Below are 12809 nucleotides of genomic sequence, written 5' to 3'. Positions count from 1 at the left end.
CGGCGGCTATCCGCAGTCCTTCCCGCCGTTGATGCAGCGCACCGCCCGCTTCATCAGCCGGTCCGGCATCACGTTGATGAAGTCGCCGTGGTCCGTGACCGGCTTGTGGAGCTGCTCGGGGAAGCTGTCCACCGCGAACGGCGTGCCCTTGGGAACGCCCTCGCGCGGCACCTCGTACGCGATCCGCTGGCGCAGCTGGGGCACCGCGCGGAAGCCGTCGGGGCAGGAGCCGTCCTCGCGGGCGAAGGCGACATGGTCGCGGTGGTTGCCGCTGTCGGTGTTCCGGCCGTCCCAGCAGCTCTGGAAGTCGAACGAGCGGATGACCCGGCTCCCCTCGGGGCAGAGCGGGTACTTGTCCTTGAGCTGGCGGTCCTCGAAGCCCTCGCAGCTCCAGGAGGCGTTGGCGTTGGCCGTGCCGTTGGTGAACGACTTGGCGTCCCCCGTGATGATCCGCAGGAAGCGCGGCATGGCCGTCACGTCGCCCACCGCGCTGCCCTTGAACGTCAGCGTGACCTCGGAGGGCTTCAGCACCGTGCCCGCGTTGCCGTCGTGCCCGCCCTCCTGGTTGCCGTCGAGGGCGCGCAGGACCGGCCAGTAGTAGGTGGACAGGTCGCCGTCGCGGCAGGTCGAACGGGCGGCGGCGAGGCTCTCGTTCGTGGAGAACGCGTCGGTGGACACATTGCCGACGTAGTCGTGGGTGTGGTGCGCGCCGTTGCTGACGCCGGGCGCCGCGATGACGTTGTCGGAGTTGAAGTGGCCCTCCTCGTTGCGGCCGCACTTCGTGGTGAAGCTGCCCGTGGAGGCGTCCTCGCCGGGCTCCGGGTCCTGCCGGTTCGGTTCGACGGTGGTGATGTCGACGAAGTCGGCGGGCACGGGGCCTCCGGCCGGGGGCGGCTCGCCCTCGGCGACACCGCCCTGCCCAGCGCCGCCCTGCCCTCCGCCGTCCTGCCCAGCGCCGTCCTGCCCTTCGCGGTCCTCCGCGGGCCGCTGCCGTACGCGGCAGTCGCTCATCCCGTCCATCCCGCCCGGCGGACGGCCGCCCTCGCCGCGCACGTTGTCGGCGATCCCGCCGATGGTCGGGGCGCGCCGCGCGCGTAACTCGTCCATCACCTTGTCCGTGTCGCCCGCGCCCGAGGCGAGCCGGTGGTACGCGGTCGCGACCTGCCGGTCCAGCGCGGCCAGCCCCTCGGCGACGTCCTTGCGCGCTGCCTGCGGCACCTCGCCCAGCGCGAGCGACACGTCCGGGCAGTCGATCGTCTGCCCGGCCCGCTGGCCTCTCTCCCGCGCGCCGTCCCCGGAACTGCCCTCGCCCGCCGACGCGTTGACCCCGGCGTACGTCGCCGCTCCGGCGCCGAGCACCAGTGCCGCGCCGAGCGCGACGAGCGTACGGCGACGGCGGGAGCGCCGGTGGGCGGCTCCGCCCCGTTGCTGCCTCTGCCTCATGGTGTTCACTTCCGATCGTCGAGCGCGTCGAAGTCCACGAGCCCGGTCTCCTCCAGGACCGTGATGTGGTCCAGGACGACGGCGTTGGCGCGGGTGGCGAGGGATCTGACCACGGAGTTGCGGGTCTTGTCCCGTACGAGCCCGGTCAGCGCGAAGACCTTGCCGTGGGCGCGGCGCAGGATGTTGGCGAAGCGGCGGTCGTACGTGTCGCCCTTCGCGCGGGACATCTCCGAGAGCCAGCCGCGCTGCTGCGCCGTGGGCTGGTTCGCCAGGTCGACGCCGAGCGCCCGGCCCGCCTCGACGGCGCGCCGGTCCAGCTCGGTGTGGCCCTCCACGAGATGCGTGCCCGCCTTACGGACCGAGGCGCGGGTCCCGCGCTCCTGGGCCTGCCGCCCCGCGGGCAGCTCCCAGAGCCCGGCCAGCCGCACCCGCCGTACGAAGTCCCGGTCGAGTGCGCTGAGCGGCCCGTACGGCGTGCTCATCGTGCCCATGCCGTCGTCCTCCCAGCCCTGCCGGGAGGCGTCCACGGAGCGGGTGCCGCCGAAGGTCTGGAGGGGGACGAGCAGGGCGACGAGGGTGACGAGGAGGGCGGCGACGACGAGCAGCGTGCCCAGGGCCCGCCCGCTCGCCAGATACCGGATGTCCACGGTCCGCACGTCCTCTCCCAGCTGCCCGGTGCACCGGCCTGCCCGTGCACCGGGCACTGGGAGCGAAGCTAGCCCCGGCCGCGCGGGCCGTGTCAGGGCTTCGTCGGCACCTGACAAAGAGCGGTTCCCGGGTCGCGTCGCTGCTACCTTGCGGGCCCGCGCCCGCGCACGCAGGCATTCGTACGAAGCTTCGAGTAAGCTTTCGTCGTAAGGCAGGGGCCACTGCCGACGACACCGAAGCCCCCGTACCTCCCGGCTCTCCGGCCTGGAGGGTCGTACGACGACGGGGGTCCTTTGCTGTGTCTTCCTCGCAGTGACCTGCGCCGTAACGCGTGAAAATGTGAGACTTATGCGTTTTCTTGAGCCGGGCACGGGCCGTCATGTGGAACAGTCCCCCGTTCCCTACGACCTGACCTACGACGACGTCTTCATGGTGCCGAGCCGTTCCGCCGTCGGATCGCGGCAGGGAGTGGACCTGGCGGCGCCCGACGGCACCGGCACGACCATCCCGCTGGTGGTCGCCAACATGACGGCCATCGCCGGACGCCGCATGGCCGAGACCGTCGCCCGGCGCGGCGGCCTCGTGGTGATCCCGCAGGACATCCCGCTCGACGTCGTGACCGAGGTCATCGGCTGGGTCAAGCGGCGCCACCTCGTCCTGGACACGCCCATCACCCTGGCCCCCGGGCAGACCGTCGCCGACGCGCTCTCGCTGCTCCCCAAGCGGGCGCACGGCGCGGGCGTCGTGGTGCGCGAGGGCCGCCCGGTCGGCGTGGTCACCGAGTCCGACCTGACCGGCGTGGACCGCTTCACGCAGCTCTCCGAGGTCATGTCGAGCGAGCTGATGGTGCTCGACGCGGACATCGACCCGCGCGAGGCCTTCAACCGGCTCGACGCCGCGCACCGCAAGTTCGCCCCCGCCGTGGACGGCGACGGGAAGCTCGTCGGCATCCTCACCCGCACCGGCGCCCTGCGCGCCACGCTCTACACCCCGGCCGTCGACGCGAACGGCTCGCTGCGCGTCGCCGCCGCCGTCGGCATCAACGGCGACGTCGCCGCGCGCGCCAAGGCCCTGCTCGACGCGGGCGTCGACACCCTCGTCGTGGACACCGCGCACGGCCACCAGGAGGGCATGATCGAGGCCCTCAAGGCGGTCCGCGCCCTCGACCCCCAGGTCCCCGTCGTCGCGGGCAACATCGTCGCCGCCGAGGGCGTGCGCGACCTGATCGAGGCCGGGGCCGACATCATCAAGGTCGGCGTCGGGCCCGGCGCCATGTGCACCACCCGCATGATGACCGGCGTCGGCCGCCCGCAGTTCTCCGCCGTGCTGGAGTGCGCGGCCGAGGCCCGCAAGTACGGCAAGCACGTCTGGGCCGACGGCGGCGTCCGGCACCCGCGCGACGTGGCCATGGCGCTGGCCGCCGGGGCCTCCAACGTGATGATCGGCTCCTGGTTCGCCGGTACGTACGAGTCGCCGGGGGACCTCCAGCAGTCCGCCGACGGGCGGCTGTACAAGGAGTCGTTCGGCATGGCCTCGGCCCGCGCCGTCCGTAACCGTACGAGCGAGGAGTCGGCGTACGACCGGGCGCGCAAGGCGCTCTTCCAGGAGGGCATCTCGACCTCGCGGATGTTCCTGGACCCGGTGCGTCCCGGCGTCGAGGACCTGATCGACGCGGTCATCGCGGGCGTCCGCTCGTCCTGCACGTACGCGGGCGCGGGCTCCCTGGAGGAGTTCGCGGAGCGCGCCGTCGTGGGCGTGCAGAGCGCCGCCGGCTACGCGGAGGGCAAGCCGCTGCACGCCAGCTGGTGACGCCTCGGCGTGCCCCGGCCCTCCCCGGTGCCTTCGTCTCCGGGCTGGGCAGGGGCTGCCCGTGCCCGTGTGTCGCAGGCCGCGGCTGTGTCGTGGCTTGTCGCGCAGTTCCCCGCGCCCCTGACGGGGCGCTCCGAGGAGCGCCCTCAAGGGGCGCGGGGAACTGCGCGAGCAACCACCCACACCCCGCGGCCTGCGACACACGGAACGGGGCAGCCCCTGCCCAGCGGCCACGTCAGGGGACAGCCACGATCCGCCGGACGCGACCTAACCGGCCCGCCCGGTTCAGCGGAGGCGGGCGCCGTGGCGGCGGGTCGCGTACGTGACCGCCCCGGCGCCCGCCGCGAGGAGCGCGCCGCCGCCGAGCGCGAGCGGCAGCGTCGAGTCCGGGTCCGCGCCCGTACCGGCGAGGCCGTCGCCGGGCGCAGCCCGATTCTCCGGCGCCTGGTTCTCCGGCGCCCGGTCGACCCGTACGGCCGCCGAGGCGGCGGCCGTTCTCATGACGGTCAGCCGGGTCGTGCCCGAGGTGAGGGTGTCGCCGGGGTGGAGGAGGCCGCCCGAGCCGGTGTCGATCATTTCGGCGCGGGCGTGGGCGCCGCCGCGGACGCGGTAGGCGAAGAGGCCGGAGACGTTCCGGTCCAGCCCGGCGGCGGGCGCCCGTACCTCCATCAGCACGCTGGCGCCGCCCCCGAGCGCCACCTCCAGGGCGTGGGCGCCCCGGCCCCTCCCGTGCAGGGGCCGCAGCGCGTACGTGCCCGAGTCGCCCCCGGCCGCGCGGGCGAGCCGCGCCCCGCGCAGCCAGCCGGTGTGCCGCATCTCGGGCGCGGCGAGCCCGGCCGACGCGCCGCCCCCGCCCATCGGGCTCGTCCCGCCGGTGTCGCCCGTCGTACGGCAGGCGCGCAGCGCGCCGCCCGAGCAGTCGGCCCGCGTCTGGTGGGCCAGTCCCAGATTGTGGCCGAACTCGTGGACGAGGGCGTCCGGGGACAGGTCGTCCGGCAGCCAGCTCGTGCCGCCGCCCACGGTCGCCAGCCCCGACCAGTCGCAGTGCGCGGCGCGCGCGGGGAAGACGATCGAGAGGTGGTCGTAGTCCCGCTCCGTGACGCCGCGTTCGGCGAGCAGCCTCCTGGTCTCCCTGGCCCACGCGCGGTTGTCGCAGCCCGCGCCGCGCACCGGCAGGTCGAGCGGTCCGGCCACCGGATCGGAACCGGCGGGCACGAAGCGGGCCGCGCCGCGCGAGACCGTCCGGTAGTACGCGTCCAGGGAGCGGTCCTTCCCGAAGTACCGGTCGGTGAGCGTCCGTTCGAGCCCGGCGGGGTCGCGCAGTGCGCCGTCGCGGAAGTTGACCATGGCCACCGCGACACGCCGGTCGCCTGAGCCGGGCCCGGCGCCGGGCTCTGCGCCCGGCTCCGCACCGGGCTCCGCGCCGGGCCCCTTGCCGTGCCCCGCGGCTGGCGGCGCCGTGCCGAGCAGCGTGCCGCAGACGAGCACGGCGGTCGCGGCGGCCGTTGCGGCCGTGGCGGCGGCGCGTGCCAGCCGCCCGCGCGGACGTGAGGGGAACGGCATCGGGGGTCCTTCGGGCGGCGGCGCGCGGGCCTGTGCTGACGTGGGGGCGGTGCCCGAAGGTACGTGCCGGGCGGGGGCCGACACAGCCCGAACGCTGCGGCTTAAGGCTCTCTTATGGCGGACTTAGGGTGCCGGGGAGTCGTGTTCTACTGCTGCCGTGCCACTGAACGACCTCGACGAACGCATCGTCCACGCCCTCGCCGAAGACGCCCGCCGCACCTACGCCGACATCGGCGCGGAGGTCGGCCTCTCCGCGCCCGCCGTCAAGCGCCGCGTGGACCGGCTGCGCGAGCAGGGCGCCATCACGGGCTTCACCGTCCGTGTCGACCCCACGGCGCTCGGCTGGAAGACCGAGGGCTTCATCGAGATGTACTGCCGCTCGCACACCACCCCCGACGACATCCGCCGCGGCCTCTCCCGCTACCCCGAGGTCGCCTCGGCCTCCACGGTCACCGGAGACGCCGACGCGCTCGTGCAGATCTTCGCCGCCGACATGCGCCACTTCGAGCAGGTGCTGGAGCGCATCGCCGGAGAGCCCTTCGTCGAGCGCACGAAATCGGTCCTCGTGCTGTCCCCGCTGCTCAGGCGCTATACGGCCGGTCCGCCGGTCTGATCCCGCCCCGGCCCCGAAGGGCGCAACGGATCGCCGTACGGACCATGGAACGCGCAACGGATCGACCAGTGGCGCGCAAGATCCACGCCTTGTGACCGCCCGGAGGCGCCCGTAGCGTCGATCGGGTGCGTATCGCCCTGTTCCAGACCTCGCGCCCCGGGGTCGACGTTCTCGACGACGCCGCCCGCCGAGCAGCGGCGGGCGGCGCCGCGCTGCTGGTGGCCCCCGAGCTGGCGCTGACCGGCTACGCCCTCGGTGACGGCGTGGCCGAGGCCGCCGAGCCCGCCGACGGGCCCTCGGCTCGCCGCCTCGCGGCCGTCGCGGCGGCGCACGGCATCGCCCTCGCCTACGGCTACCCCGAGCGCGACGGCGCGGCCGTGCACAACTCCGCGGCCCTCGTCGGCCCCGACGGCACCCGCCTCGCCGACTACCGCAAGACGCACCTCTACGGTCCGTACGAGCGCGAGCACTACACGCCGGGCGACCGGCTCGTCGTCCAGACCGAGCTGCACGGCCTCCGCGTCGGGATGCTCGTCTGCTACGACGTGGAGTTCCCCGAGGCCGTCCGCGCCCACGCCCTCGCCGGGACGGACCTGCTGCTCGTGCCGACCGCGCTGATGCGCCCGTACGACACGGTCGCCCGCACACTCGTCCCCGCCCGCGCGGTCGAGAGCCAGCTCTACGTGGCGTACGCCAACCGCGTCGGGCCCGAGGGCGACTTCGACTTCACGGGCCTGAGCTGCCTCGCCGCGCCCGACGGCACCGTGCCCGCGCGGGCCGGGACCGGCGAGGAGCTGCTCTTCGCCGACGTCGACCCGGCCCTGCTGCGCGCCTCCCGCGCGGACAGCCCCTATCTCGCCGACCGGCGGCCCGAGCTGTACGGCGCCTGAAGCGCGCCCGCCTGCTGGCCCGTCCGCCTCTTCGTCCATCTGCCTGTTCGACCGTTCACGTTCATCCGAGGAGCACCGTCACCATGACGTCCACCGTGCCCACGTCCGTCCCCGAGGAGCGGACGGAGAGCCCGGCCGAGGCCCCGCCGCTGACCATGTTCGGCCCGGACTTCCCCTTCGCCTACGACGACTACCTGGACCACCCCGCCGGGCTCGGCTCCGTCCCCGCGACCGAGCACGGTACCGAGGTCGCCGTCATCGGCGGTGGGCTCTCCGGCGTCGTCGCGGCGTACGAGCTGATGAAGATGGGCCTCAAGCCCGTCGTCTACGAGGCCGACCAGCTCGGCGGCAGGCTCCGCACCGAGACCTTCGACGGCGCCGACCCCTCGCTGACCGCGGAGATGGGCGCGATGCGCTTCCCGCCGTCCTCGACCGCGTTCCAGCACTACGTGGACCTCGCGGGCCTGGAGACCCACCCGTTCCCCAACCCGCTCGCGCCCGACACCCCCTCGACCGTCGTCGACCTCAAGGGCGAGTCGCACTACGCCCGTACGCTGGACGACCTGCCGCCCGTCTACCACCAGGTGATGGAGGCGTGGAACGCCTGCCTGGAGGAGGGCGCCGACTTCTCCGCGATGCAGCGCGCGATACGGGAGCGGGACGTGCCCCGCATCCGCGAGATCTGGTCCCGGCTGGTCGAGAAGCTCGACGACCAGACGTTCTACGGCTTCCTGTGCGCCGCCCCGTCCTTCGCCTCCTTCCGGCACCGGGAGATCTTCGGCCAGGTCGGCTTCGGCACGGGCGGCTGGGACACCGACTTCCCCAACTCGATCCTGGAGATCCTGCGCGTCGTCTACACCGGCGCCGACGACGACCACCGGGGCATCACCGGCGGCAGCCAGCAGCTCCCGCTGCGCCTGTGGGAGCGGGAGCCGGGCAAGCTCGTCCACTGGCCGCAGGGCACCTCGCTCAGCTCCCTCCACCCGAACGGGCGCCACCGCCCCGCCGTCACCCGGCTGCACCGCACGGCGGGCAACCGGATCACCGTGACCGACGCGGACGGCGACATCCGTACGTACCGCACGGCCGTCTTCACCGCGCAGTCCTGGATGCTGCTCTCCCGCATCGACTGCGACGACGCGCTGCTGCCCATCGACCACTGGACGGCGGTCGAGCGCACGCACTACATGGAGTCGTCCAAGCTCTTCGTGCCCGTGGACCGGCCGTTCTGGCTCGACAAGGACGCCCGGACGGGGCGGGACACGATGAGCATGACGCTCACCGACCGGATGACGCGCGGCACATACCTGCTCGACGACGGGCCGGACAAGCCCGCCGTCATCTGCCTCTCGTACACCTGGTGCGACGACAGCCTCAAGTGGCTGCCGCTGGACGTGAACGAGCGGCTGGAGGTCATGCTCAAGTCGCTCGGCGAGATCTATCCGGGCGTCGACATCCGCAAGCACATCACCGGCAGCCCGGTCACGGTCTCCTGGGAGGACGAGCCCTGGTTCCTGGGCGCGTTCAAGGCCAACCTGCCGGGCCACTACCGCTACCAGCGGCGGCTGTTCACCCACTTCATGCAGGACCGCCTCCCCGAGGACTGCCGCGGGCTCTTCCTCGCGGGCGACGACATCTCCTGGACGGCGGGCTGGGCCGAGGGCGCCGTCCAGACGGCCCTCAACGCCGTCTGGGGCGTCATGCACCACCTCGGCGGCGCCACCGACCCCGGCAACCCGGGCCCCGGCGACGCCTACGACGAGATCGCTCCGGTCGAACTGCCGGAGGACTGAGCCGGGGGCGGGAGGAGAGCACGGGACGCCGGAGTGCGGCGCCGGGGACCGTACCCCGGCGGCTACACCCCGGCGTCCCGCGCGGCCTTGTGCAGCGCCCGCCCCTTCTCGATCAGCTCGTCCACGTCGCGCGAGGGGAGCTGGGTGTCGAGCAGCACCTCGTCGGCACCGGCCGCCGCGGCCCCGAGGAGATCCTCCACGATCTGCTCGACGCTCCCCTGGTACGTCTTGCGCGCGCCGTCCACCGGCTTCTCGGAGAGCTGCACGGACGCCCGTACGGTCGTCGACAGCCCGGACGCGTCACGCCCGTGCTCGGCGGCCAGCTCCGCGAGCCGCGCCCGCCCCGCGGCGACCTGCTCGTTGGTGACCATGGACGGCAGCCAGCCGTCGGCGCGCCGCACCAGCCGCCGCTGCGCGCGCTCGGCGGACCCCGCCAGCAGCACCGGGATGCGCCCGGCGGGCTTGGGCCCCACGGCCGAGGCGGTGAAGCCCGTGCTCCGGCCCTCGTACGCCGGGACCGGGTCCGGGCCCCACACGGCCTCGCACACGTCCAGCAGCTCGTCCAGCGCGGCGCCGCGCTCCGCGTGGTCGGCGCCCGCCGCGCGGTACTCGTCCCGCGACCAGCCCGTGCCGAAGCCCGCGATCACCCGGCCGCCGCTCGCCGCGTCCAGCGAGCCCAGCGCCCGCGCCAGCAGGAACGGCTGGTGGAACGAGCCGACCAGCACGGCCGAACCGATCTTCACGCGCTCGGTCACGGCCGCCGCGAGCGACATCGTGACCAGCGGATCCGCCACCGCGCGGAAGTAGTCGGCCCAGGGGAGCCCGGGGACGAGGTACATGTCGTCGACCGGCTCCTCCGGCCGCATCAGCCGCTCCAGCACCCATACGCTGTCGTAGCCGATCTCCTCGGCCGCGCGGGCCGCCGCCGTCACGTCGCGGCTCATGTCGTACTTACCGGTCTGCGGCAGTCCCAGGCCGAGTCGCAGTGTCATCTCGCCTCCCGTACAACGTCCTTGACCTCACATGGATCACGTCCGTCCTACGTCACCGCGCCGCCGCCGGGCAATGCCGCCTCCCCGAGCCCCCGGGGCCTCACCGCTGCGGGCGGCCCAGCGGAGTGAGCAGGTACCGCCCCGCCATCCCCACCGTGGCGTCCAGCCCCTCCGCCATCTCCTCCGTCAGCCCCTCGAAGGCCCGCAGCCCCCACAGCGCCCGGAACGCCGACCAGGCGCCGTCCCGCGCCCGCCCCAGGCTCCACGAGCCCACCAGATGCGTCAGCGGATCGGCGACGTCGAGCAGGTCGGGGCCGGGCATCAGCTCCTCCCGGATCCGCTCCTCCATCCCGGTCAGCAGCTCTCCGACGCGCTCGAAGTCCGCCTCCAGCTCCTCCGGTTCGCCGCCGCGCGCCCGGCACGTCTCCACGAGGGAGAGCGGAAGGTCGTGCCCGATGTGCGCGTTGATCCCCGCGAGCGCGAACTGCAGCGGCCGTACGGCCGGATGGCGCCGCATCTGGAACAGGGGCCGCCAGCAGGCGGGCGTCCGCCGCCCCGCCGCCTCGGCCTCCACCGCGTCCACGTACCGCGCCGCGAAGCGCGCCCCCAGCTCACCCGTGGCGGCCCGGTCCTCGAAGTGCCCGCCCACGAGCCGCCGTCCGAGCTCCTCGGTCACGGAGAGATACACCCTGTTGAACACCGCGACCCCGTCCGCGCCCGGCAGCCCCGCCCCCACCGCCCGCATCCGCGCGGCCACGTCCGCGATCGGGGCCACCCGCCCCGCCCGCTGCGCGGGCACCTGCTCCACAGTCGTCATAAACGCAGCGTGACATCCTCCCGCCCCCCGCACCCCCAACCCGCCCCACGCGGCCCACGGATGGGCGAAGAACGCCGCGTTCCGCTCTCACCGCTCCGGGTCGGACCGCAGCCGCAGCGGGCCGCAGCTGATCCGTTCGGCCTCGCGCGCGACGTAGCGGCCGAACAGCTCCCGGAGAGCCGGCTCGCCGCCGCCGTGCGGGCGCTCCGCGAGGAAGACGACCTTGCCGGTCTGGCAGTCCGCCTGGAACATCGACTCGTCATCGCGGACATAGCCGTCTCCTCGCGCGCCGTGGACGCGTGGCCCCGCGTCCAGGTCCTGGTAGGCGGCGGCGAGCCGCGCGTCCTGGACCGTGGTCAGGCGGAGGCGCGGCTCGGGCGGGAGGTCGAGCTCGCAGACGCGGGCCGGGGACGACGAGCCGCCGCCCCTGGTCCGCATCCGGCGCTCGTTCTCCTCACGCGCGGCGCGGGGCACCGGCGCGCCGCAGAAGGTGCGGCTCGCGCCGGTTTCGTACCGGGGCGGGTGCGGCGTCCGGTCGGGACGGGGGAGCGGGACGTGGTGTGCGCAGCCGAGCCGGTCGATGACGCCGTTGACCAGCTTGACCGCCGTGCGCGCGAGGATGTCGCGGCGGTCGGCGCGCGGCTCGTCGTGCACGTTCACCAGCCCGTACCGCACGTCCACGACCAACGGGCCCTGGTACGCCGGCCGTCCGGCGCAGCCGTCGGGTACGGCGAGCCAGGCGGCGGTGTCCGACGCCATGCCGAGCAGGCCGCCGCCGAACGGCGACATCCGCGCCGTCAGGAACGTCCTGGTCCCGTCGCGGTCCGCGCCCGCGGGGCCCAGGTCACGGAGCCGGTGCAGCTCGATGTCGACGCCCGGCCCCCGGCCGACGACGACCCGGCACGAACCGCGGGGGCCATCACCGTTGTACCGCCCGCCGAGATCGGTGAACTCGGTGGTCTCCGGCGTCTCTTCGGGCCCCGTGACGGCGCGGACGTCGGCGGGAGAGAGCGCGTCCCAGCACACCTGTCCGTCCCCGTCCGGCGTCAGGGCACCCGTCTGCCAGGCGGTCAGCGAGGCCCCGAGCAGCGCCCCTACGGCAGCGGCGGTGCCGAGCCGCGTCCACCGGTTCCGTGCGAACCGCCCCGGGCGGCGTGGCGCTCCTTCCGGAGGCCCCACTGTGTCCTGGGTCACCGCCTGGCCTCCTGGGCCGCGCCGCGTCGGCAGTCCAGCCGGTCGGCCACGGCGTCGACGAAGCGGCCGAATCTGTCCGCGGGCCCCGGCGACCCCAGGAAAACGGCCGTCCCGGAGCCGCATCGGGCGCGCGCGAGGGCGTAGGACGCCGTGGATCCGGAGCGCGGAGGCTCGGGCGCCGCCATCCCGTCGAACAGGCGGACAAGGCCGGGCCGGGAGACCATCGCGTAGCGGCGCGTGACGTCGTGGCCCCCGCCGCGGGGGTCCTCGGTGATCTCGCACGCCTGGAACGACCGGGAGACGGCGCTGATCGTGGACTTGACCTGTGTGTCGCGCCGCTCCTTGCCGCCGAGCCCCGCGATGCCGCAGGAACGGTCGTCGACGGACTCGCCCTGCGGCAGCGCGAGCACCGGAGCATCCGTCGGCCAGGGGGTCTCCGGTGCGCATCCGGCCAGCTCGGCGGGGCGGTTCGCCGCGGAGACGAGCAGCGACGCGAGGGTCTCGACCGCGTCCCCGTCGAAGGGGTTCTCCTCGGGCTCGGCGGCGCGCAGCGTCACGACGGCCGGACGACCCTGCCGCGCGCATGCCTTGGGCAGGACGAACAGCCCCCGGCTCTCGGAGACCACGCCGGGCAGACCGCCGGGCAGCGGCACCGAACGGGCGTCGAGGAACCCGGACAGCCAGGAGACGCGCTCGCCCCTGCCGGCCGGAACGGGCCCGAGGGCGGCTCGAAGCCGGTACGGGCTGGGCTCACGGCCGTCCTCGGGAGAACCGTCCGAGACGCCGACGACGCAGGAGCCCCGGGGCCGCTCACGGGACGGGGTCTCCTGACGTACGGGGCGCCTTGCGTCCTCGTACGGCCGCAGCCCGTCGTTCTCGACCAGGAGGAACGGTGACTCCGTGCCCTCTGCCCACGCGCCCCAGCAGAGCGGGTCCTTCGCGAACGGCCCCGCCTCGGCCACCCGCATCCCGAGCCCTGTTCCCGCCAGGGCCGCGAGCACCACGACCCCGGCCACCAGCCCCCACATCCGACGCCGACCCACCCGT

Annotated in this window: 11 protein-coding genes; 4 read left to right on the top strand and 7 right to left on the bottom strand. The window is 74.3% G+C overall.

What is annotated here, in order from left to right; translation table 11 throughout:
• Positions 1–6 precede the first annotated feature (6 nt).
• Together ACGF3A_RS22470 and ACGF3A_RS22465 are read right to left on the bottom strand one after the other, a co-directional pair.
• Complete coding sequence (locus ACGF3A_RS22470; RefSeq protein ID WP_393732041.1) at positions 7–1443, bottom strand: DUF1996 domain-containing protein; 1437 nt, start codon at positions 1441–1443, stop codon at positions 7–9.
• A 5-nt stretch (positions 1444–1448) separates the two neighbouring features.
• Positions 1449–2099 (bottom strand): DUF4142 domain-containing protein, encoded by a 651-nt coding sequence (locus ACGF3A_RS22465; protein WP_393732040.1) that lies wholly within the window; start codon positions 2097–2099, stop codon positions 1449–1451.
• Positions 2100–2439: 340 nt separating this feature from the next.
• On the opposite strand from ACGF3A_RS22465, the gene ACGF3A_RS22460 reads away from it, so the two are divergent.
• Positions 2440–3900, top strand: a complete 1461-nt coding sequence (locus tag ACGF3A_RS22460) for a GuaB1 family IMP dehydrogenase-related protein (protein ID WP_393732039.1) — start codon at positions 2440–2442, stop codon at positions 3898–3900.
• A 285-nt stretch (positions 3901–4185) separates the two neighbouring features.
• Here the strand turns inward: ACGF3A_RS22460 and ACGF3A_RS22455 are convergent, their stop codons facing one another.
• On the bottom strand, positions 4186–5463 hold the full coding sequence (locus ACGF3A_RS22455; RefSeq protein ID WP_393732038.1) for a hypothetical protein: 1278 nt from the start codon (positions 5461–5463) through the stop codon (positions 4186–4188).
• A gap of 157 nt (positions 5464–5620) precedes the next feature.
• Between ACGF3A_RS22455 and ACGF3A_RS22450 the strand changes: the two genes are divergently transcribed.
• The 3 genes from ACGF3A_RS22450 to ACGF3A_RS22440 all read left to right on the top strand — a co-directional run bounded on the left by ACGF3A_RS22450 (position 5621) and on the right by ACGF3A_RS22440 (position 8759).
• On the top strand, positions 5621–6076 hold the full coding sequence (locus ACGF3A_RS22450; protein WP_393732037.1) for an Lrp/AsnC family transcriptional regulator: 456 nt from the start codon (positions 5621–5623) through the stop codon (positions 6074–6076).
• 125 nt (positions 6077–6201) lie between these two features.
• Positions 6202–6966: a carbon-nitrogen hydrolase family protein gene (locus ACGF3A_RS22445; protein WP_393732036.1), complete on the top strand. Its 765-nt coding sequence runs from the start codon at positions 6202–6204 to the stop codon at positions 6964–6966.
• 83 nt (positions 6967–7049) lie between these two features.
• Positions 7050–8759, top strand: coding sequence for a flavin monoamine oxidase family protein (locus ACGF3A_RS22440; RefSeq protein WP_393732035.1), 1710 nt, complete (start codon positions 7050–7052; stop codon positions 8757–8759).
• Positions 8760–8821: 62 nt separating this feature from the next.
• On the opposite strand, the gene ACGF3A_RS22435 is transcribed toward ACGF3A_RS22440, so the two are convergent.
• The 4 genes from ACGF3A_RS22435 to ACGF3A_RS22420 all read right to left on the bottom strand — a co-directional run bounded on the left by ACGF3A_RS22435 (position 8822) and on the right by ACGF3A_RS22420 (position 12805).
• Positions 8822–9751, bottom strand: a complete 930-nt coding sequence (locus tag ACGF3A_RS22435) for a TIGR03619 family F420-dependent LLM class oxidoreductase (RefSeq protein WP_393732034.1) — start codon at positions 9749–9751, stop codon at positions 8822–8824.
• Positions 9752–9851: 100 nt separating this feature from the next.
• Positions 9852–10568, bottom strand: a complete 717-nt coding sequence (locus ACGF3A_RS22430; protein WP_393732033.1) for a DUF5995 family protein — start codon at positions 10566–10568, stop codon at positions 9852–9854.
• A gap of 87 nt (positions 10569–10655) precedes the next feature.
• Complete coding sequence (locus ACGF3A_RS22425) at positions 10656–11762, bottom strand: hypothetical protein (RefSeq protein ID WP_393732032.1); 1107 nt, start codon at positions 11760–11762, stop codon at positions 10656–10658.
• Positions 11759–12805 carry a hypothetical protein gene (locus tag ACGF3A_RS22420; RefSeq protein ID WP_393732031.1) on the bottom strand — a complete coding sequence of 349 codons (1047 nt, stop codon included), beginning with the start codon at positions 12803–12805 and terminating at the stop codon, positions 11759–11761. Before ACGF3A_RS22420 ends, ACGF3A_RS22425 begins: the two co-directional genes overlap by 4 nt.
• Positions 12806–12809: the final 4 nt, after the last annotated feature.

The organism is Streptomyces sp. NPDC048172, assembly GCF_043202595.1.
In the GTDB taxonomy this organism is placed as follows: domain Bacteria; phylum Actinomycetota; class Actinomycetes; order Streptomycetales; family Streptomycetaceae; genus Streptomyces.
This window is presented reverse-complemented; position numbering and strand designations above follow the sequence as displayed.